Raw genomic sequence first — 21,911 nt, 5'->3', positions numbered from 1 at the left:
TCACCATGTCCAAGCCTTTCAAACGCATCCTGATGACCGGCGCTGCCGGCGGGCTCGGAGGCCGCCTGCGCGGCCGCCTGCAAGAGTTCGCCGAGATCGTGCGCCTGAGTGACGTGGCGGATCTGGGACCGGCGCAACCGGGCGAGGAAGTGGTGCACTGCGACCTCGCTGATCGGGACCAGGTGCTCGAGATGTGCCAGGGGGTCGACGCTGTCCTGCACTTCGGCGGCGTGTCCACCGAGACCGAGTTCCAGCCGATCATGGCCGCGAACATCCTCGGCGTGGTCAACCTGTACGAGGCCGTCCACAAGCTGGGCATCCGGCGCGTCGTGTTCGCGAGCTCCAATCACACGATGGGCATGTACCGAACGACCGAGACGGTCGACGCCTCGATGCCGACGAGGGCCGATGGCTACTACGGCGTCTCCAAGGTGTTCGGGGAATCGCTATCCCGGCTTTATTGGGACCGCTTCGGCATCGAGACGGTGTGCATCCGCATCGGCTATTGCTTCCCCGAGGCCACCACGCACCGGCAACTGGCAACCTGGCTGGGGCTGGACGACCTGGTCCAGCTGTTGCGTCGTTCGCTGCTGACGCCGCGGGTGGGCCACACCATCACCTTCGGCGTCTCCGACAACCCGGGCAAGTGGTGGGATGACCGGCACTCGCGCTTTCTGCGCTACCAACCGACTCAGAGCTCGCGCCAGTTTGCGGATCGAATCGCCGATGCGGTGGACTGGTCGGACCCGCACGACCCGGCGCTGGTGTACCAGGGTGGGCCCTTCCTCAACATCGACCCCAAATACAAGGATTGATGTGCGACCGCCGCGCTTCCCCGATATGCGAGCCGCGTTCCACGCAATTTCGTATATCTCGGGCCCGTTTATTGATACCTTCTCTTCGGCCCGTGGCAGTAAGCTGAGGCAACAATGGCTCGCACCCTCGATGGTCGCGCCAGCCCGCTGGCGGCTGTCGTTGCAAAGCAACTTGCAGCCGAATGAGACAACGTTACCATATCAAAGAAGGCGGCACCGGCACGTGACCGCATCGATGGCGCCCGCTTGGCAGCCGCCATCCAGCAGATGACCGGAATTTGTGCTGCGCGTGATTGGCCGGGATGGTGCTATTTTTTTAACCTGACATGGTAACGTTGACATAATAATAAATACCACTTCAGTGGTTGCTTAAATAAACTGACAAGCTCCGGCGTTTCAATAAGGCCGGAATTGCAAATAAGCCCGCAGTGGCATATGGAGCAGAGACAATGAAACAACGACTGATCTATTCGGCGATCTCCATCGCGCTTGYCGCTGCCTACGGGCAGGCAGGTGCCCAGGCAACTGCTGCCGCCCCGGTGGCCGAAAAGGCGCCAGACGCGTCGGACGGCGCGGCCAAGGCAGAAAAAAGCCAGCTCGAAGCCGTGGTGGTGACGGGCTTCCGTTCCAGCCTGGAAAAATCGATGGTGCTCAAGCAGCAGGCCATCGGCGTGCGCGACTCCATCGTGGCCGAGGACATCGGCAAGTTCCCCGAGGCGAACGTGGCGGAGTCCCTTCAGCGCGTGCCGGGCGTCATCCTGAACCGCGATGAGAGTTCGGGCGAAGGCCAGCGCATTTCCATCCGCGGCCTGCCGACCGAGTACTCCGTCACCACGCTGAACGGCGCGCTCGTGAACGCCACGTCCACCGCCACCATCGGCAGCGCGGCTCGCGGCTTCAACTACGACGTGTTCGCGTCCGAACTGTTCGGCCGCGTGGACTTCTACAAGACCCCGCTGGCGGAACTGAGCGAAGGCGGCATGGGCGGTGTGGTGGACCTGCAGACCCCGCGCCCCTTCGACAATCCCAAGCGCACCATCCGCTACGGTGTCACCGCGTCGTACAACACCACGTCCGGCAAGACGGACCCGATGGGCTTCGCGCTGTTCTCCAACACCTGGGGCGAGTGGGGCTTCCTGGCGGGCGTGTCGCACGCGTCGAGCGTGAACAATCGCTCCGGCTTCGAGGCGACCGGCGGCTACAACAGCTCCGCACGCGCCAGTCAGAGCCCCGTGAAGGGCAACTTCGCCTTTGCGCTGGACTACGACAGCCCACGCGCCAATCTGGGTAGCCTGACCCGTGCCCAGGTCGACAACGCACTGCTGCCGCGCATTTACCGCTTCTATGGTTCGTCCAACGACCGCAGCCGCGACGGCATGGTGGCCTCGCTGCAGTACAAGACGCCGACCCTGGACTTCAGCCTGGACACGCTTTATTCCAAGCTGAAGAACACGCGCGACGAGATGTACTTTGGCCTGTTGATCCGCAACAGCCGCACCACCAACCGCAGCGCGCCCGCAGGCCAGTCCGGCAACAACGGCTTCATCCCGCTCGACGTGAAGATCGATCCGGCGTCGAACCTGCTGACGGGCACCTTCGGCAACACGTCCTACAGCAGCGGCGTGACCTACAGCGAAGACGAGACCAAGTTCGGCTATGTGGCCGCCAATGCCCGCTGGAAGGTGAGCGACAAGCTGGTTCTCACCGGCCAGTTGAGCACCAACAACAGCAAGGCGCTGAGCTACCAGGACACGCTGTCCGGCCAGATCTTCGGCGTCGACTCCACCATCGACTACGGCAGCGACCACGTCTATCCGTCGATGTCCTCGCCGGTCAGCTACACCGATCCGGCCAACTTCCAGGGCTTCGGCATCGGCACCGGCTGGACCCGCGAGACCGACAAGGGCAAGCAGGGCCGCGTCGTGGCCGACTGGGACTACGCCCTGGCCGGCGACTGGACCGGCCACCTGAAGGCCGGCCTGGTGTACGCCGAGACCTCCAAGGACATCAACAAGCGCAACGGCACCTCCGGCGCCACCGCCAAGCTCAATACCCTGGGCACGGCAGGCCTGCGTTCGGGCATGACCTCCACGCTGCCGATCGGCAACCTGGACATGGGCGCCGGCTGGCCGCACGCCTGGGGCACCTTCACCCGCGACTACACCTACGCCACCTTCGACCCGCTGGCCTTCAACTCGGAGGCGACCTTCACGCCGGCGCAGAGCTTCAAGGCACAGGAGAACGTGTCGACCGGCTTCATCCAATCCGACTTCAGGGGCGAGGTGTTTGGCAGGGAACTGCGCCTGAACGCCGGCGTGCGCTACTCGCGCACCAAGACGCTGATCGACAACTTCAAGCAGCAAGGCACCAGCCTGACCTACCTGCCCAACCAGGAGAAGGGCTCTTACAGCAACGTGCTGCCGGCCGTCAGCTCGGCACTGGACCTGACGGACACCCTGACCTGGCGCGCCTCCTGGGGCAAGACCCTCAGCCGCGCATCGCTGTCCATCATTGCGGCTCAGACTGTCATCCCCAACCCCTTCGACAACACGGCCACCGCCGGCAACCCGAGCCTGCGCCCGCAGCAGTCCAAGAACCTCGACACCAGCCTGGAGTGGTACTTCCAGAAGGGCAGCATGCTGTCGGCCGCGCTCTTCAAGAAGGAGTTGACCGACGCCACCGTGGCCGCCACCACGCAGACCACCTTCGGTGCGCTTGGCCTGCCCGATACCGCGTTGGGTGCCATCTTCCAGAACGCGCAGGGCAAGGTCGACCCTGCGCTGCCGATGAACCTGCGCACCTTCAGCAACGCCGGCAAGCAGACCCTGAAGGGCTTCGAGCTGGCCTACCAGCAGGACTTCAACTTCCTGCCCGATCCCTTCAAGGGCTTCGGTGCGCTGGCCAGCTACACGCACATCAATCCGTTCAACAGCGCGCAGTGGATCACCAACGCGGGCAACACCATCGACGTGAACTCGGTGCCCAAGTACGCCTACAGCACCACGCTCTACTACGAGAAAGGTCCGTTCGCGTTCCGCACGTCCTACAACTACAAGGGCCGCTCGCTGCATGGCGACAACCCGAAGAACAACGGTGACGACCTGATCCGCTGGCGCGCCGGCCGTGGCTATCTGGACGCCAACGTCAGCTACAAGATCAACGATTCGCTGGAGATCCGCCTGGACGCGCTGAACCTGTCCAACACGCTGGCCTACGACTACTTCGAAGACGCCACCGGCCAGTACGGCCTGGGCAACAAGACCCGCATGGACTACGCGAAGTACGACGGCCGCACCTTCAAGATCGGGCTGCGCGGCAAGTTCTGAGCACGACGTTGATTGAATGCAGAGCGGGCTCCATGCGAGGCTCGCTCCTTTGCACTCGCATGAAAACAGCATCGTTAGCTCTGGTCATCGCGGCGTTGGTTGCCGGTTGCGCAATCGCGCCGCAACGCGAGGCTGTGCCCGCAAGTGACGTGCGCCTGGTGGACGTGGCCGATGGCTGGGCGCGGAACTCCGTCAATGCCGTCGTGTTCCGCAAGAACTCCCTCGCCACCCAGGGCGACGTGCAGTACATCGCCTTCTACGACCAGCACGCGCAGGTGGTGCTGGGCAAGCGCAAGCTGGGCAGCGACGCCTGGGAGCTGAAGACCACGCCCTACAAAGGCAATGCGCTGGATGCCCACAACAGCATCAGCATCATGGTCGACGGTGCGGGCTACCTGCATCTCGCCTGGGACCACCACAACAGCGCGCTGCGCTACGCGCGCGGCCTGCAGCCCGGCGCGCTGGAGATGACGAGCGAGATGCCGATGACGGGGCAGGACGAGGGTTCCGTGTCCTACCCGGAGTTCCACCGCCAGCCGGACGGCCACCTGCTGTTCTTCTACCGCGACGGCGGCTCGGGCCGCGGCAACCTGGTCATCAACCGCTACGACGTGGCGACTCAAACGTGGACGCGGTTGCACGGCAACTTGATCAGCGGGGAAGGCAAGCGCAACGCCTACTGGCAGGCCTTCGTCGACCACCGCGGCACGCTGCACGTGTCCTGGGTCTGGCGCGAGTCGCCCGACGTCGCCAGCAACCACGACATGGCCTATGCCCGCTCGCGCGACGGCGGCCGGACCTGGGAAACGTCGGAGGGCCGGCCCTACACGCTGCCCATCACGGCCGTCAGCGCCGAGTACGCCGCGCGCATCCCGCAGCACAGCGAGTTGATCAACCAGACGTCGATGTCGGCCGACCAGGACGGCCAGCCCTACATCGCCAGCTACTGGCGGCGGGCGGGCAGCACGGTGCCGCAATATCAGGTCGTCTACCGCCGCGGCGGCGCCTGGCGGGAACTGGAGCTGGGCTTCCGACGCACGCCGTTTTCGCTCAGCGGCGTGGGCACCAAGGCGATTCCCGTGTCGCGGCCGCAGATCATGGTCAGCCTGCAAGGCAGCCAGCCCACGGCGCTGCTGGTGTTCCGTGACGAAGAGCGCGGCAGCAAGGTGTCGGTCGCCCGCATCACCGACTTCAGCGCCAAGCGCTGGACCGTGCGCGACCTGACGACGGATTCCGTGGGGGCGTGGGAGCCCAGCTTCGACACGGCGTTGTGGCGCAAGCAAGGCGAATTGAATCTGTTCCTGCAAACCGTGAGGCAGGTGGACGGGGAGGGTGCCGCCGATGTTCCGGCCAGCAAGGTGCGCGTGCTGCAGTGGCGGCCATAAATTCGGGCGCCGAGATATCCCTATCTCCCAAGGGCCTGCGAATACTCGTAACTACATGTTTGCAGCTATATGAACTTTGAATGCGACGCGGGCGAAACGGCATAAGAATTAAAAAACTGCCGATGCTAGCCTGTGGATATTACATGTTCAGCGAACTATTTCGCCGGGCAGCGTAATCCTCGCTATCAATAGCGCGGCCGGCGCGGTTTTTTCCTCGCGCGCCGCGTATTCACCTCACGGAGACAAGCATGCGGTCAGAGAATTTCATAAAAACCGTCCTCGCCGGTTTGATTGGTCAATTGTGGCTGGCATCCCCAGTGCATGCCCAGGACGCAACCAAGGAAAAGACGGACTTGGAGCGTGTCGTCGTCACCGGCATCCGTGCCTCGCTGGAATCGTCGGTCGCGACGAAGCGCATGCAGGAGGGCGTGGTGGATGCGGTGTCTGCCGAAGACGCCGGAAAATTCCCCGACACCAATATTGCCGAGTCGCTGCAACGTGTCACCGGCGTGCAGATCCAGCGCAACAACGGCGAGGGTCGGTATATTTCCGTCCGGGGTTTAGGTCCTGAATTCAACAATGTGCTCGTCAACGGGCGAACGCTGACCAGCGATACCGGCGGCCGTGAGTTCTCGTTCGACCTGCTGTCGCCCGATCTAATTTCCAAGGCGCTGGTTTACAAGACGGCCCAGGCCTTCCTTCCGGAAGGCGGTATCGGCTCCACGGTCGATATTCAAACGGCGCGCCCGCTGTTGGGCCGAAAAGGTCACAGCGCGGTAGTGAATCTGTCCGGCTCCTACGATTCGAACTCCAAGAAAAAGACGCCCAATGCGAGCGCGATGTATTCGTTCGCGAATGACGACCGCAGCTTCGGCGTCAGCGGTTCCCTGTCGTATACCGACCGCGCCTCGAAGCAGACCAAGGTCGTCAACGACGCGTGGAACTACAAGGACGTGTCGCTGATCAACGGCGATCTCAATTCCAAGAACCTGACCATGGCCGACGTGACGGTCAAGAAGCTCTACATCCCGCAGAGCTTCGGCTTCCAGGAAGAGAACGAGCGCCGCAAGCGCCTGGTGGCCGCGGGCACGGTCCAGTTCAATCCGACCTCGGCGCTCAAGCTCTCGGCCGATGCGCTGTACTCGCGCCTGGACCAGAAGAACGACGTCATCGCGGTCAGCGATTGGAACAACCCCACCCAGCTCGGCGTCAAGTTCAACGCCGACAACCAGATCACCAGCTTCCTGCGACCCGGCTCGACCTTCTTCGCCAACAACCCCGAAATCGCCGGCCCGGGCAAGCTGCTCGGCGAGGCGAACTCGAACGACATGATCGTCAAGGCCGGCGACCGCCTGTCGACGACCAAGGCCTTCGGCGGCAATGCCAAGTGGGCGCTGGCGCCCGAGTGGAACCTCGAAGCCGACCTGTCCACGTCGCGCACGACCTCGGGCTCGCCCGACATGTGGATCGTCGCCGGCATGGTGCCCAAGAACGGCGATGTGCTGACCTTCGACGGCACGCCCACCATCCACTTCGGCGACAGCCTCTCCGATCCCACCGCCGTGCGCGCCCACGCGGTCGCCTACGGGCAGATCCGCAACGGCGACGACCTGAAGGAAGGTCGCGTCAACCTGGGGTGGGACCACGAGATCGGTGCCTTCAAGGGCCTGCAGTTCGGGCTGTCGGCCTCGCGCCGCAAGGTCGACCGCACCCAGTGGAACAGTGACTCCTGGAACGCCTTCAGCGGCTATCACGTGTCGCTGCCGGCATCGCTGTTCACGGTGAGCAAGCTCGACAACATCCTGGGCGCGGAAGGCGCGATGCCATCGACCTTCCTCAGGTTCGACCCCTACGCCTACATGGCCTACCTGAACCAGCCGTCGCTGATCGCGCAGTCGAACGATCCGGCGCTCTACGGCGACAAGACCAAGTACCCCAACGGTCCGATGGCCATCGACTACACCAAGCCGTCGATGTGGGCCGTCAAGGAGAAGGTGTCCAGCCTGTTCGTGGACAGCAAGTGGGAGGGCGACGGCTGGTCGGGCAGTGCCGGGGTGCGGTATGTGCACGTGAACTCCACGTCGATGGGCATCAGCCGGGTGCTGCTGTCGGCCGTCAAGAGCCCCAACGACACGACCTACATCCTGAACTACGGCCCGAGCACCGTGAACTCGGTCGACAACAGCTACAACAACCTGCTGCCGTCGGCCAACCTCAAACTCGACCTGACCCGGGACCTGGTGCTGCGCCTGGCCGCGTCCAAGACCTTGACGCGCCCGACGCTGAACCAGATGGGTGTGGACAACTGGTATGGCGGTCGCTATGGCGACGTGCAGACCGGCGGCGGCAACCCCTACCTCAGGCCGATGCGCTCGACCAACCTGGACGCGTCGCTGGAGTGGTACCTGTCCAAGACCAACTACCTCAGCGCGGCCGTCTTCCACAAGAAGGTCACCGACTTCCTGGAAACCCAGCTGGTCGACGTCCAGCTGCCGCAGTACGCCGAGATCGCGCACGACACCCGGATCCGCAACGGCCAGCACGGCAAGATCAAGGGGCTGGAGCTGGCCGGGCAATACGCCTTCGACTCGGGCATCAGCCTGCTGCAGGGCTTCGGCGTCGCGGCGAACTTCACCTATGTGGATGCCAACGCCGAGCGTGAAGGCGGTGTGGCGACCTGCGGATATCCGGGCCTGTCCAAGCAGTCCTACAACGGCTCGGTGTTCTACGAGAACAGCCGCTTCCAGGCGCGCCTGAGCTACAACTGGCGCAACCACTTCTCCGTCGACTGCGGCGGCGGCAGCACCTTGCCGCGCACCCGTGCCGCCTATGGCCAAGCCGATGCGAGCGTGCGCTACAACGTGACACCGCTGGTTTCGCTGTACGCGGACGCGATCAACCTGAACAACGAACGCATGCATGAGTACGCGAACAACGAGTCGCAGTTCCTGACGCTGGAAGACGTCGGCCGCCGCTTCAACGTGGGTGTGCGGGTGGCGTTCTGAGGCTCGTTGTCGCCTTTTTCCTGTTTCTCCGTGCGGCGCTCAGGCGCTTGCTGTTCACCCTGTCTCGCCCCGCGAGGCGGGGTGTTTTTTGATCAAGACTGCCGAATCCGGAACCCACCATGACCGTTCTACTACCTCGTCGTCGGCTGCTCGGGGCGGCAGCATCTGGCGCCACGCTTCTGCTGAATCCACCGTCTGCCAGCGCGGCCGCACAGCGCTTCACGATCGGCGAGGCCGACTTCCTGCTCGATGGGAAGCCCTTGCAGATCCGCTGCGGCGAAATGCACTTCGCGCGGGTGCCGCGCGAGTATTGGCGGCATCGCCTGCAGGCCATCAAGGCCATGGGCATGAACACGGTGTGCGCCTATCTGTTCTGGAACTATCACGAATGGCGCGAAGGCCAGTACCAATGGGAAGGCCAACGCGATGCAGTCGAGTTTTGCCGGCTGGCCCAGGCCGAAGGTCTGTGGGTCATCCTGCGCCCCGGGCCGTACGCCTGCGCCGAATGGGAAATGGGCGGCCTGCCGTGGTGGCTGCTGAAGCACCCGGGCGATGCTTTCCTGCGCAGCCGCGATGACGCCTTCGTGCAGCCGGCGCGGCGCTGGATGAAGGAAGTCGGGCGGGTGCTGGCGCCCATGCAGGTCACGCAGGGCGGCCCCATCCTGATGGTGCAGGTGGAGAACGAATACGGCTTCCTCAGCGACGACCGCGAGTACATGCGCGTGATGCGTCAGGCGGTCGTCGACGGCGGCTTCAACGTGCCGCTGTTCCAGTGCAACCCGACCAACGCGGTGGCCAGGACGCACATCCCGGAACTGTTCACGGTGGCCAACTTCGGCAGCGACCCGGCGACCGGCTTCAAGGCGCTGGCCGATCTGCAGAAGGGGCCGCTGATGTGCGGCGAGTACTACTCCGGCTGGTTCGACACCTGGGGCGCACCCCACCGCCGCGGCGACAACGCGCGCGCCGTTCAGGACATCGACGCGATGCTGAAGGCCAACGGCTCGTTCAGCCTCTACATGGCCCATGGCGGCACGACCTTCGGCCTCTGGGGCGGCTGTGACCGGCCTTTCCGACCCGACACGACCAGCTACGACTACGACGCGCCCATCGGCGAGGCTGGCTGGCTCGGCGAGAAGTTCCGCACCTACCGTGAATGCCTCGCGAAGCACCTGAAGCCTGGCGAGATCCTGCCCGATCCGCCAGCCAGGTTGCCGGTGATGACGATCCCTTCGTTCGCGCTCACCGAGACGGCGCCGGTGCTCGCCAACCTGCCGGCCCAGGCTATTCCTGCCGAATCGCCGAAGAACATCGAGCAGTACGACATCAGCCGGGGGCTGGTCGCCTATCGCGTCACGCTGCCCGCCGGCCCCGCGGGCAAGCTGGAGGCGGCGAATGCGCGCGACCTGGCCTGGGTCTTCGTTGGCGGCCGCCTGGCCGGCACCATGGACACGCGACACCGCCGCTTCAGCGTCGATATCCCGGCGCGCAGCCGTGACACCACGATCGAGATCCTGCTGTACACGATTGCCCGCGTGAACTTCGGCATGGAAGTCCATGACCGCAAGGGCCTGCATGGCCCGGTGCTGTTCCGCACCTCGAAGAACGCGGCTCAGGAACTCAAGGACTGGGAAGTTCGCGCCATCGACTTCGGCGCCGATGGCGAGTTGCCGCCGCTGCGTTGGCAATCCAAGAAAGCCGCCGGCCCCGCCTTCTGGCGCGGCGGCTTCGACGCGGCGGCGCCTGCCGACACCTTCCTCGACATGTCGTCCTGGGGTCAGGGCATTGTCTGGATCAACGGCCGCTGCCTGGGCCGCTACTGGAGCATCGGTCCCACCCAGACGATGTATCTGCCGGGCCCGTGGATCAAGGCCGGCCGCAACGAGGTCGTGGTGCTCGACCTGACYGGGCCGCGCGCCAATCGCATCGAAGGCAAGACCGCGCCCGTGCTCGACCAGCTGCGGCCGGAGCTCGACCTGGCGCGGCCGCCCAGCAAGGCGCGCCCGCGTCTGGCGGGGTTGGCGCCGGTGCATGCCGGCCAGTTCGCCAGCGGCCCGGCCACCCAGGACGTGCGCTTTGCCGAGCCCGCCCGCGGCCGCCAGCTCTGCATCGAGGTGCTCGACACCTTCGATGGCAAGCCCCATGCGGCAATAGCCGAACTCGCGCTGCTCGATGCGCAGGGCAAGCCGCTGAGCGAGACGGCCTGGACCATCGCCTACGCCAGCAGCGAGGAGGCGCGCAAGGAGGACGGCGGCGCGTTGAATGCCATCAACGGTCAGGCGACTGACTATTGGCACACGGCCTACAGCGGTACCGTCCGTCCCTCGGGTCCCCCGCGCCTCATCATCGACCTCGGCGCGCCGGTCGACATCGCCGGCCTGCGCTACACGCCGCGCCAGGGGCCGGACGGCGTCACCGGTCGAATCCGCCGCTACCGCGTGTTCGTCGGCGACAAGCTGGTCGACAACGATTGAAGAGGACGACCATGAACCCGCAAGTCATAGGCAAGTACAGATGGGCCATCTGCGCGCTGCTGTTCTTCGCCACCACCGTCAACTACCTGGACCGGCAGGTGCTGAGCCTGCTGGCGCCGTCGTTGTCCAAGGAGTTCGGCTGGACCAACACGGACTACGCCAACATCACCGCGGTCTTCCAGTTCGGCTACGCGATCTCCATGCTGTTCGCCGGCCGCTTCATCGACGCCATCGGCACCAAGCGAGCCTTCGCCATCGCTGTCATCGTCTGGTCGCTGGGCGCCATGATGCATGCCTTCTCCGTGCCCATCGGCGGCATCCTGGTGGCGCTCGGCGTCGGGCTGCCGGTGTCCGTGATTGGCTTCATGGTGTCGCGCGCCGTGTTGGCGCTCGGCGAGGCCGGCAACTTCCCCGCCGCCATCAAGGCGACCGCCGAATACTTCCCCAAGAAGGAGCGCTCCTTCGCGACCGGCATCTTCAATTCGGGCGCGAACGTCGGCGCCATCCTGGCGCCGCTCACCGTCCCATGGATCGCCGTCACCTGGGGCTGGCAGATGGCCTTCATCGCCATCGGCGCCATCGGCTTCCTGTGGGTCGCGCTGTGGCTCACTTTCTACGACGCGCCGCCCCAACAGCGCCGGCTGGGCGCCGCCGAGCTGGCCTACATCAACAGCGACCGTGAGGCCACCGAGCCTGCCGTTGAAGGCACCAAGGTGCCGTGGTTCCGCCTGCTCGCGCATCGCCAGACGTGGGCCTTCGTCGTCGGCAAGTTCCTGACCGACGGCGTCTGGTGGTTCTACCTGTTCTGGCTGCCCAAATACCTCACCGGCCAGTACGGCATGAGCACGACGGACATCGCGCTGCCGCTGACCGTCCTCTACAGCATGACCATGATCGGCAGCATCGGCGGCGGCTGGTTCCCGACCTACTTCATGCAACGCGGCTACAAGCCCTATGACGGCCGCATGCGCGCCATGCTCGTCATCGCCTTCTTCCCCCTGGTGGTGCTGCTGGCGCAACCGCTCGGCTCAATCAGCTACTGGATGCCCGTGCTGCTGATCGGCATCGGCGCGTCGGCGCATCAGGCCTGGTCGGCCAACCTCTTCACCACCGTGTCGGACATGTTCCCCAAGCGGGCCATCGGCTCGGTCGTCGGCATCGGCGGCATGGCCGGCGGGCTGGGCGGCGTGGCGGTGTCCAAGCTCGGCGGCTGGATCTTCGACGCCTACGGTGCCCGCGGTGAACTGGCGACGGGCTACATGTTCATGTTCTCCATCTGCGCGCTGGCCTACCTCGTCGCCTGGGCCGCCATGAAGGCGCTCGTGCCGCAGCACAAAGACATCACCGTGCTTTGAGAACCCAGGAGATGCCTGTGCATGCAAGACTGATGGCCGCCCACCTGAGCGTGGTGCTTTTGTTGAGTGCCGCAGCTGCGGTGGCGCAGGCGCCCCAGGTGCAGGCCGTGCAGGTGGACGCCTCGCGGCCCGACTGGGAGAACCCGGCCGTCTTTGCACGCGGCAAGCTGCCGGCCTCAGCCACCCACTTCCCGTTCGAGAGCCGCGCGGCGGCGCTGGCGGGCGACAAGACCCGCTCGGCCCGCTACCAGACGCTGGACGGCCCCTGGTCGTTCAGCTTCTCGCCGTCCTCGGACGATGTGCCGGCCGGTTTCGAGAAGCCCGGCTACGACGTCTCCGGCTGGAAGACCATCAAGGTCCCGGCCATGTGGCAGGCCGAGGGCTATGACCAGGCGCGCTACAACAACATCACCTATCCGCACCCGGCCAACCGGCCGCTGATCCCGCACGCCACCAACCCGGTGGGCTCCTACCGCCGCACGGTCGAGGTGCCGGCCAACTGGTCCGGGCAGGACGTCATCCTGCACATCGGCGCGGCCGGCTCGGCCTACCGTGTGTGGGTGAACGGTGCGGAGGTCGGCTACTCGGAGGATTCCAAGCTGCCCAGCGAGTTCGACGTCACGGCGCTGTTGAAACCGGCGCAGAAGAATGTCGTCGCCATCCAGATCCACCGCTGGTCCGACGGCTCGTATCTGGAAGACCAGGACTTCTGGCGCGTCTCGGGCATCGAGCGCTCCGTCTACCTGAAGGCAGTGCCGAAGACTCGCCTGACCGACCTCTTCGTGCATGCGGGCCTGGACAAGGATTATCGCCACGGACTTCTGTCGACCGACGTGGCGCTGACCGAGCGCGCCCAGCCGCTGCAAGTGCGCATGACGCTGCTGGACGGCGACAAGGTGGTCGCGACCCAGGCCGCCACGGTCGCGGCCGGCGCGGCCCGCACCGAGACGCTGGCAGCGCCCGTGCCTAACGTGCGCCAGTGGACGGCAGAGACGCCCAACCTCTACACGCTGCTGGTCGAGCTGCTCGACGCCGACGGCAAGCTCATCCAGGCAACGCCACAGCGCATCGGCTTCCGCACCGTCGAGATCAAGCGCGGCCTGGTAATGGTCAACGGCCGGCCCATCGTCATCCGCGGCGTCAATCGCCACGAGCACGACCCCGAGACCTTCCATGTGATCTCGGAAGCGTCCATGCGCCGCGACATCGAGCTGATGAAGCGCAACAACATCAACGCGGTGCGGACGTCTCACTATCCGAACGCTGAGCTCTGGTACGCGCTGGCCGACGAGTACGGCCTCTACGTCATGGACGAGGCCAACATCGAGAGCCATGCCTACATGGACTACGGCAACAAGTTCCCGGAACTCCGGCAGAAGTTGCAACTCGGCTTCGATCCGGCATGGGAGGCCGCCCATGTCAGCCGCGTCATGAACATGGTCGAGCGCGACAAGAACCACCCCTCGGTGATCTTCTGGTCGCTCGGCAACGAGGCGGGCATCGGCCCCACCTTCGCGGGTGCCGCCGCGCAGGCGCGCCAGCGCGACCCCTCGCGGCTGATCTCCTACCTGGGCTGGGGCACGCTCGACTGGGAGCACGCGCCCAACGCCTATGTCGACATCTACGCGCCGATGTATGACGACATCGAGAAGATGGTGGACTGGGCCACCGACCCGACCCGCACCCAGCCCATGATCCAGTGCGAGTACGCCCACATGCAGGGCAACTCGGGCGGCAACTTCAAGGACTACTGGGACACGATCTACCAGCACGAGAAGCTGCAGGGCGCCTTCATCTGGGACTGGGTCGACCAGTCGATGTTCCGCACCACGAAGGACGGCCGGCGCTACTGGGGCGACGGCGGCGAGTACGGGCCCAACCCCGGCGGCGACATCGAGTTTGGCGACGGGTTGATCCAGCCTGACCGCACGCCCAACCCACACGTCTACGAAGTGCAGAAGGTCTACTCGCCGATCCAGTTCGAGGCCTTCGATGCGCGCTCATCCACGGTGACCGTGCGCAACCGCCACGACTTCCGCGACCTGTCGGGCTTTGCGTTTGAGTGGGCGCTGCAGGAGAACGGCGTGACGGTTGCCTCCGGGTCGCTGGCGGCGCTGTCGACGCAGGCGCGGCAAACCCAGAAGGTGAAGCTGCCGCTGGCCGGCCAGCCGCGCAAGCCGGGCGCTGAGTACTTCGTCACCGTGCGCGCCAAGGCCAGGGCGGGCGCTGTGCCGCTGACGCCCGAGGGCTACGTCATCGGCTGGGAGCAGTTCGCCCTGGCACCGCACGCGCTTGCATCCAGCCCACCGGCCAAGGGCGCGGTCCAGCTGACGGAGAGCGCAGACGCCGTCACCCTGTCGGCGGCAGGCACGACCCTGGCAATCGACCGCAGGACCGGTCTGCTGACCAGCTATGGCAAGAGCGGCGCGCCGCTGCTGAGCGGCGGCCGGCCGAACTTCTTTCGCGCCGAGACCGACAACGACACGCTGACCGGCACGGTCCGCCAGCAAGCGCCCTGGAAGCTGATGACCCACGAGCGTCAGGTGCGCTCGGTGCTGAGCCGTCGTCTGCCCGGCGGTGCGGTGGAGGTCACGGTCGATCACCACCTCGGCGCCGGCGCGGCGCGCTTCAGCACCACCTACACCATGGGCGCAGACGGCAGCGTCGACGTGGCAGGCGTGTTCACCCCGCTCAAGAGCGACCTGCCGCCGCCCGTCCGCGTCGGCCTGTGGTTCGACATTCCGCAAACGCTGGCCACGGTCGGCTGGTATGGACGCGGCCCGCACGAGAGCTATGTCGACCGCAAGACCGGTGCGGCCGTCGGCCTGTGGCGCGGCGCCATCGCCGAGCAGAACCACGACTACATGCGCCCGCAGGACACGGGCAACAAGGTCGATGTGCGCTGGCTCGAAGTCTCCGGCGGCGGCCGCGGCTTGCGCGTGGAGGGCAGGGCGCTGCTGATGGCCAACGCGCTGGCCTTCCCCTACACCGACCTCTACCGCCGCCCACCCGGCACCTGGAAGAGCAGCGACATCGTGCCCCACGACCACGGCACGCTGCTGATCGACGGCGCGCAATGGGGTGTGGGGGGCGACAACTCCTGGAGCCATGTCGGCCAGCCGCACATGCAGTACCGCACCAAGCTGGAACCCGTTCGCGTCGCCTTCCGCCTGCGGCCTTTCGACGGCGAGGGCAGCACGCCGGAGAAAGCCATGCCCGCACAGGCGACGATGCCGCAGTAGGGCGGCCCGGGTGCTGGCGACTTCGCTCAACCGCTTGCTCGTTGTGGGCCAAGAGACCGGGTAGCCTGCCGCAGCCTTGGCCTCTCTTTCCAGGAACGCACCATGACCCTTCGCCGTCGCACGCTGGCGCTCGCCGTCTCCGCCGCAGCCTTCAGCCTGGCCGCCCAAGGCGCATTGGCCGCCGACAAGATCGCCCTTGTCGCCAAAAGCTCGGGCAACGGCTTCTTCATTGCCGCCCACCAGGGCGCGCAGGAAGCCGCCAAGGCGCTGGGCGGCGTGGAGATCGTGCTCGCCAGCCCGGCCAAGGCCACGGCCGAGGGCCAGATCGAGGTCATCAACACGCTGATTGCGCAGAACGTCAAGGCCATCGTCGTGTCCGCCAACGATCCCGACGCGCTGGTGCCGGTGCTCAAGAAGGCCATGGCACGTGGCATCAAGGTCGTGTCCTTCGATTCGGCGGTGCGCAAGGATGGGCGCCTCGTGCATCTCGCGCCTTCGTCCAATGCGCTGATCGGCCAGAAGCTCGTGGCCCTGACGACCGACGCCATCGGCAGCAGCGGCGAGATCGCGGTGCTGTCGGCCACCGCCCAGGCCACCAACCAGAACCTCTGGATCGCAGAGATGAAGAAGGCGCTGGCCGAGCCCGCAGCCAAGGGCTTGAAGCTGGTCAGCGTGGTTTACGGCGACGACCAGACCGACAAGAGCTATCGCGAGGCCCAGGGTTTGCTGAAGAGCTACCCCAACCTCAAGGCCATCGTCGCGCCGACGACGGTCGGCGTCGCGGCGGCCGCCAAGGCCGTGCAGGACGAGAAGAGGGTGGGCCAGGTCTTCGTCACCGGCCTCGGCCTGCCATCGGAAATGGCCGGCCACGTTCGCAGCGGCGCGGTGAAGAGTTTTGCGATCTGGAACCCCATCGACCTGGGCTACTCGGCGGTCTATATCGCCCACGGCCTCGTCACCGGCAAGGCGACGGCGAGCGCGGGCGCGAAGATCGGCGTGGGCCGCGTCGGCACGGTCACGCTGGACGCGAACACCGAAGCAGTGATGGCCGAACCGTTCACCTACGACGCGGGCAATGTCGACAAGTTCGCCAAGTTCTTCTGACCCTGGCGCGGTGCTCCGGCTGCGGGGCATCCACAAACGTTTCGGGCCGACGCATGCGCTGCGCGGGGTGGATCTTGACCTGAGGCCGGGCCAGGCGCTTGCCGTGATCGGTGAGAACGGCGCGGGCAAGTCGACGCTGGTCAAGATCCTCACCGGCGTCCATCAGCCCGACGAAGGCGAGCTGTGGCTGGACGGTCAGCCGCTGTGCCTGCACGACACGCACGCCGCCCAGGCCGCCGGCATCGTCGCCGTGCACCAGGAAACGGTGATGTTCGAGGAGCTGACGGCGGCCGAGAACACCTTCATCGGCCGCCAGCCCATGCGGGGGCCGAGGGGGCTGCGTGTCGTGGACTGGGCGACGATGAACCGGCTGGCGCAGGAGGTGCTTGACGAGGTGGGCGCGGGCTTTGACGCCACGGTGCCGGTCAGCCAGCTCAGCCTGGCGCAAAGGCACTTGATCGAGATCGCGCGGGCGCTGTCGCACCGAGCCCGCGTCGTCATCCTGGATGAACCGACCGCCGCGCTGTCGCAGTCCGAGATCCGCGACTTCTACGGCATCGTGAGGGGGCTGCTGGATCGCGGCGTGGCGGTGCTGTTCATCTCGCACAAGTTCGACGAGCTGTTTGCGGTCTGCGACAACTACGTGGTGCTGCGGGATGGCGCCTCGGTGGGCACCGGCTGCATGAAGGAGGCCAGTGAGCCGGAGCTGCTGCGCCTGATGGCCGGCCGCAGCATCGAGCAGGTCTACCCGCGCGTGGACACACAGCCTGGTCCGACTGTGCTGGAGGCCCGCGATCTCAGCCATTCGACCGAGTTCTACGGCATCAGCTTTGAGCTGAGGCGTGGCGAGATCCTGGGCTTCTACGGCCTGGTCGGCGCGGGCCGCAGCGAGGTCATGCTGGCGCTGATGGGGCTGAAGCCGCTGGCTCGCGGCAGCATCGCCATCGACGGCCAGGAGCGGCGCATCCGTGACCCGGCCGACGCCATCTCGCTGGGCCTGGCCTATGTGCCCGAGGAGCGCCAGCGCCAGGGCGGCATTCTCGATTTCTCGGTGCGGCACAACCTCAGTCTGGCCGCGCTGGCCGGGCCCGCGCATGCGGTGAAGGGCCAGGTCTCGCGCGGGCCCTGGTTGTCTGCCCTGCGCGAGAGCGCGTTGGCGCAGCGCCTGATCGAACGGCTGAGCATCAAGACCGCCAGCCAGGACACGCCGCTGTCCGGTCTCTCGGGCGGCAACCAGCAGAAGGTCGTCATAGGCAAATGGCTGGGGCTGAATCCGCGCGTGGTCATCCTGGACGAGCCCACCAAGGGCATAGACGTTGGCGCCAAGCAGGCGGTCTATCAACTGGTGGTGGAGATGGTGGACCAGGGCCTGGCCGTGATTCTGGTGTCTTCCGAGCTGCCCGAAGTGATGCACCTGGCCCACCGAGTGATCGTCATGAAGCGCGGCCGGCAGGTGGCGGAGTTCCGGCGCGGCGAGGCGGATGCTGAAACCATCGTGGCTGCTGCATCCGGCCTGGCGTTGCAGGGCAGGGCGGCCGCATGACGCGCCGCGAATGGGCTTTGGCCGCCGTCATCATGGCGATCACCTTGGCCGTGGGCTTGCGATCCCCCGTGTTTCTCACCCCGCGCAATGCGCTGGACATTGCCAACGATTCGGCGCTGCTCGCCATCCTCGTCATCGGCCAGATGCCCGTTCTGCTCACGCGCGGCATCGACCTCTCCGTGGCGGCCAACCTGGCCCTGACGGGCATGCTGGTGGCGCTGTTCGGCAAGCTCTTTCCGGGTGCCGGCGCGCCGGTGCTGATCGTGCTCGCGCTGGCCCTGGGCGCGGCTCAGGGCGCCCTCAACGGCTGGCTGATCACGCGTTTCGAGCTGCCGCCCATCGTCGTCACGCTGGGCACCATGTCGGTGTATCGCGGCGCCATCTTCCTGGTCAGTGGGGGCGCATGGGTCAACGATCAAGACATCCACGCGTCCATCAAGGCCCTGCCTCGCGCGGAGCTGCTGGGCTTGCCGCTGCTGGTGTGGATCGCCGCCGCCGTCGCTGTATTGGGGTGGTGGCTGCTGCGCTGGCGCCGGGAAGGGCGTGACCTCTACGCCTGCGGCGGCAACCCGGCTGCTGCGCGGGTCGTGGGCATCCCGGTGCCGCAGCGCGTCCGCATGGCCTACACGCTGTCTGGCGCGCTGGCCGGGCTCGCCGGCTTGCTCTGGGTCGGCCGCTATGCCATTGCTTTCACCGAACTCGCCGCTGGTTTCGAGCTCACGGTGATCGCGGCCTGCGTCATCGGCGGTGTCAGCATCGCAGGTGGCGTCGGCACGGTCGGCGGCGCGCTGCTGGGCGTGCTGTTCATCGGCGTCATCAATGCGGCCCTGCCCGTGATCCACGTCTCGCCGTTCTGGCAGCAGGCGATTGCCGGCGCCGTCATCCTGGTTTCGGTGATGCTGAACTCGCGAGCGCAGCGCCGGTCGGGGCAGCAGATCCTGGAAAGGCCAGCCGCATGAAAGCCTGGGGTTCCTGGGAGTGGGTGCTGGCGGCACTGATCGTGGCCGTCTACGTCGGCTTCGGGCTCGGCATCGACGGCTTTGCCTCACCGTACGCCATCGCCGACAGCACGACCAATATGTCGGAAAAGGCCTTGATCGCGATGGCCATGGCGCTGCTGATCATCGCGGGCGAGATCGATCTCTCCATCGCCGCGACGATGGCGCTGTGCTCCCTGGCCATGGGCTATGCGATGCAGGCCGGCGCAGGCCCAGCCGGCATGATCGCCGCCGCTCTGGGTTGCGGCATCGCGTGCGGCGCATTCAACGGCTGGCTGGTCACGCGCTGGCAGCTGCCCTCAATCGTCGTCACCATCGGCACGCTGTCGCTCTACCGCGGCCTGGCCCTGGTGCTGCTGGGCGACCAGGCCATCACGGGCTACCCGGAATGGTTGAGTCAGTGGGGCAACGGTACGCTGGGGGATCTGGCGGGTTGGCCGTGGCTGATCGTGCCGATCGAGTTCGGCGTCATGCTGGCCGTGGCGGTGGTGTTCATGCTGCTGCAACACCGCACGGTCCATGGCCGGCGCATCTACGCCATTGGCGCCAACCCCGTGGCCGCGCGCTTCTCGGGCATCGCGGTGCAGCGCTACCGGCTGTTGCTCTTCACGCTTGCCGGCCTGATGGCGGCGTTGGCGGCCGTGCAGCTGACCGGCCGCATTGGCAGCACGCGGCCCAACCTCGCGCTGGGTTGGGAGCTGGACGCCATCACCATCGTCATCCTTGGCGGCGTGGCGATCCAAGGTGGCCGCGGCGGCATCGTCGGCGTGCTGCTCGCGACAGTGCTGCTGGGCGGCTTCACCTTCGCACTCGGCATGCTGAACGTCTCCGGGATGGTGATGACGACCGTCGTTGGCGGATTGCTCATCTGCGTCATGGTGCTACCGCACGGCTATCGATACGAAAGCACCAGCCCGTGAATCAAGCGGGCCCACCCGTCGAGCATGACGAACAACAGCAATTTGAACGGCAGCGAAATGGTGGTCGGCGAGATCATTGACATGCCCAGCGCCAGCAGCACCGTCGCCACGATCAGATCGACCACGACGAACACCAGGTAGAGCACAAAGCCGATCTGGAAGGCCCGGGTCAGCTCGCTGAGCGTGAAGCTGGGAACCATCACCAGAAAGTCGTCGGCCTGCAGCCTGTCGGCCTGTTCCTTGGGCCAGATGGCGGCGGCCGACTTCAGGAAAAACTGGCGCTCACGCTCATGCGTGTGCTTTTGCAGGAAGGCCTTGAGCGGCGCCTTGCCGGCGTCCAGCACCATCACGACGTCAGTCCAGCCCTCGCTCCTGGCACCGGCCTGGCGGTGACGCAGCGCGTCGGCCACCTCCATGCCCACCGGCGCCATGATGTAGACCGACAGGATGATGGCGATGCCGTTGAGCACCATGTTCGGCGGCGTCTGCTGCAGGCCGAGCGCGGTGCGCAGCAGGCCAAAGACGATGACCAGCTTGGTATAGCTGGTCACCATCATCGCGACGAAGGGCGCCACCCCGAAGGCGAGGATCAGCGCCACGAGCGTCATGGGCTCGGGCATGCCGGTGGTGTTCATCGTCAGGTCTTCAGCTCGGTCGGCGCGAACTCCGAGACTCGCACGCCCAGGCGCTCGCCCACCGCCACCAGGAAGCCTTTGCCCAGCACGTTGCCATGAGCCAGGATGCGCACCGGGCTGCGGTTCAGCGGCTGCGTCAGATCGAACACATGGCCGGAGCCGATATTCCTCAGCTCGCCGAGCGACAGGCTCAGATGACCCACCTCGAAGCGCAGCGCCACTTCCAGCGCATCGAGTCGGTCCAGCGGCAGGCCCGTCGCGTCGTCGCCCTCAGTGCCGGGGGCAAGCTCATCTCGTTTCATCGAAAGGTCTCTCCATTGCGTGACGGTGATGCGCGAGCCCTCGGCCCGCGCGATGAGTTGCCGGCCTGCAGGACCACCCAGTTCGGCCTGCACGACCAGGCCCGCGCCGGCGGCGGTCCAGTGTTCGACGCTGACGATGTCGCCCGGCCGGATGCCGCGCACTTCGGCCAGGCTCAGCACGCTGGCGCCGATGCGGAATGCCAGCGGCACGCGCAGGCCGTCGAAGCCGCTGCCCAAAGGGCCGGCCGAGGCAGCCGGCAAAGGCGGCACCAGCTTGTCGAGTGCCGATGGGTCCTGGAACAGCAGCAAGCCCTGCCAGCGCCTAGGCTGGTCGTCGGCGGCTACCGTGAAGCAGGCGGCGGACTCCGGCGGCAACAGTGACTCGGCGTCCTCATCGGGCTCGCCGGGCGACCATTCGAAATGCAGGCGCAGCGTGGCCTCCAGTGCGGTGGCCACCGACTGCAGTGCATCGGCCAGCAGCACATAGCGCAACTCGGCTGGCAGCAGGGCATGGCTGCGCTCCTGCAGCAGTGCGGCCTGCGCGGGGGAATCCAGCATCAGCCAGCCCGTGTGAGGGCCGAGGCGGAATCGATAACGGCCAAATCCAGTGAAATCCTGGACGCTGCCGAAATGCCACTGCAGGCGATGCCTCGCGTCCCGCAGCGTCAGCTCGATGGGCGGTGCGCGGCGGTCGTAGAGACGGTTGAGAGCCAGGCAGGCAGGCGTCGGCAAGCGCGTCAACGCGCTCACCTCGCTCAGGTCGATCACGGCGGTAGGCATCAGCACGCGGCGAGCGTAGCCATCCGC

The 21,911-nt window shown here is 66.1% G+C and carries 13 protein-coding genes; 11 read left to right on the top strand and 2 right to left on the bottom strand.

Annotated features, from left to right (window positions below; all coding sequences use genetic code 11):
* Nucleotides 1-5 precede the first annotated feature (5 nt).
* The 11 genes from AC1D2H_RS07805 (at nucleotide 6) to AC1D2H_RS07755 (ending at nucleotide 20,167) form a co-directional block, all read left to right on the top strand.
* Entirely contained in the window at nucleotides 6-815 is an 810-nt protein-coding gene (locus AC1D2H_RS07805) for an NAD-dependent epimerase/dehydratase family protein (RefSeq protein WP_478010537.1), read from the top strand.
* A gap of 449 nt (nucleotides 816-1,264) precedes the next feature.
* On the top strand, nucleotides 1,265-4,141 hold the full coding sequence (locus AC1D2H_RS07800; protein WP_478010536.1) for a TonB-dependent receptor: 2,877 nt from the start codon (nucleotides 1,265-1,267) through the stop codon (nucleotides 4,139-4,141).
* A gap of 134 nt (nucleotides 4,142-4,275) precedes the next feature.
* Nucleotides 4,276-5,526: a BNR repeat-containing protein gene (locus AC1D2H_RS07795; RefSeq protein ID WP_478010535.1), complete on the top strand. Its 1,251-nt coding sequence runs from the start codon at nucleotides 4,276-4,278 to the stop codon at nucleotides 5,524-5,526.
* 353 nt (nucleotides 5,527-5,879) lie between these two features.
* Nucleotides 5,880-8,531, top strand: a complete 2,652-nt coding sequence (locus tag AC1D2H_RS07790) for a TonB-dependent receptor (protein WP_478010534.1) — start codon at nucleotides 5,880-5,882, stop codon at nucleotides 8,529-8,531.
* 119 nt (nucleotides 8,532-8,650) lie between these two features.
* The gene (locus AC1D2H_RS07785; RefSeq protein WP_478010533.1) at nucleotides 8,651-11,005 is read left to right on the top strand and encodes a beta-galactosidase; all 2,355 of its coding nucleotides are present in this window, start codon (nucleotides 8,651-8,653) and stop codon (nucleotides 11,003-11,005) included.
* 11 nt (nucleotides 11,006-11,016) lie between these two features.
* Nucleotides 11,017-12,360 carry an MFS transporter gene (locus AC1D2H_RS07780; RefSeq protein WP_478010532.1) on the top strand — a complete coding sequence of 448 codons (1,344 nt, stop codon included), beginning with the start codon at nucleotides 11,017-11,019 and terminating at the stop codon, nucleotides 12,358-12,360.
* 17 nt (nucleotides 12,361-12,377) lie between these two features.
* Nucleotides 12,378-15,602 (top strand): glycoside hydrolase family 2 TIM barrel-domain containing protein, encoded by a 3,225-nt coding sequence (locus tag AC1D2H_RS07775; protein WP_478010531.1) that lies wholly within the window; start codon nucleotides 12,378-12,380, stop codon nucleotides 15,600-15,602.
* Nucleotides 15,603-15,704: 102 nt separating this feature from the next.
* The gene (rhaS, locus tag AC1D2H_RS07770) at nucleotides 15,705-16,706 is read left to right on the top strand and encodes a rhamnose ABC transporter substrate-binding protein (RefSeq protein WP_478010530.1); all 1,002 of its coding nucleotides are present in this window, start codon (nucleotides 15,705-15,707) and stop codon (nucleotides 16,704-16,706) included.
* On the top strand, nucleotides 16,678-18,249 hold the full coding sequence (locus tag AC1D2H_RS07765; protein ID WP_478010529.1) for a sugar ABC transporter ATP-binding protein: 1,572 nt from the start codon (nucleotides 16,678-16,680) through the stop codon (nucleotides 18,247-18,249). The genes rhaS and AC1D2H_RS07765 overlap by 29 nt, the downstream gene beginning before the upstream one ends.
* Nucleotides 18,246-19,208, top strand: a complete 963-nt coding sequence (locus tag AC1D2H_RS07760; protein WP_478010528.1) for an ABC transporter permease — start codon at nucleotides 18,246-18,248, stop codon at nucleotides 19,206-19,208. Before AC1D2H_RS07765 ends, AC1D2H_RS07760 begins: the two co-directional genes overlap by 4 nt.
* Entirely contained in the window at nucleotides 19,205-20,167 is a 963-nt protein-coding gene (locus AC1D2H_RS07755) for an ABC transporter permease (protein WP_457391800.1), read from the top strand. Before AC1D2H_RS07760 ends, AC1D2H_RS07755 begins: the two co-directional genes overlap by 4 nt.
* Here the strand turns inward: AC1D2H_RS07755 and sctR are convergent.
* Together sctR and sctQ are read right to left on the bottom strand one after the other, a co-directional pair.
* Complete coding sequence (sctR, locus tag AC1D2H_RS07750) at nucleotides 20,140-20,802, bottom strand: type III secretion system export apparatus subunit SctR (protein ID WP_457355496.1); 663 nt, start codon at nucleotides 20,800-20,802, stop codon at nucleotides 20,140-20,142. The two genes, AC1D2H_RS07755 and sctR, sit on opposite strands and share 28 nt — an antisense overlap.
* A 2-nt stretch (nucleotides 20,803-20,804) precedes the next feature.
* Nucleotides 20,805-21,884: a type III secretion system cytoplasmic ring protein SctQ gene (gene sctQ, locus AC1D2H_RS07745; protein WP_478010583.1), complete on the bottom strand. Its 1,080-nt coding sequence runs from the start codon at nucleotides 21,882-21,884 to the stop codon at nucleotides 20,805-20,807.
* Nucleotides 21,885-21,911 lie beyond the last annotated feature (27 nt).

The organism is Roseateles sp. P1_C1_2 (assembly GCF_056406535.1).
Note: the sequence above shows the minus strand (reverse complement) of the source record. Positions and strands in the feature narration are given on the sequence as shown.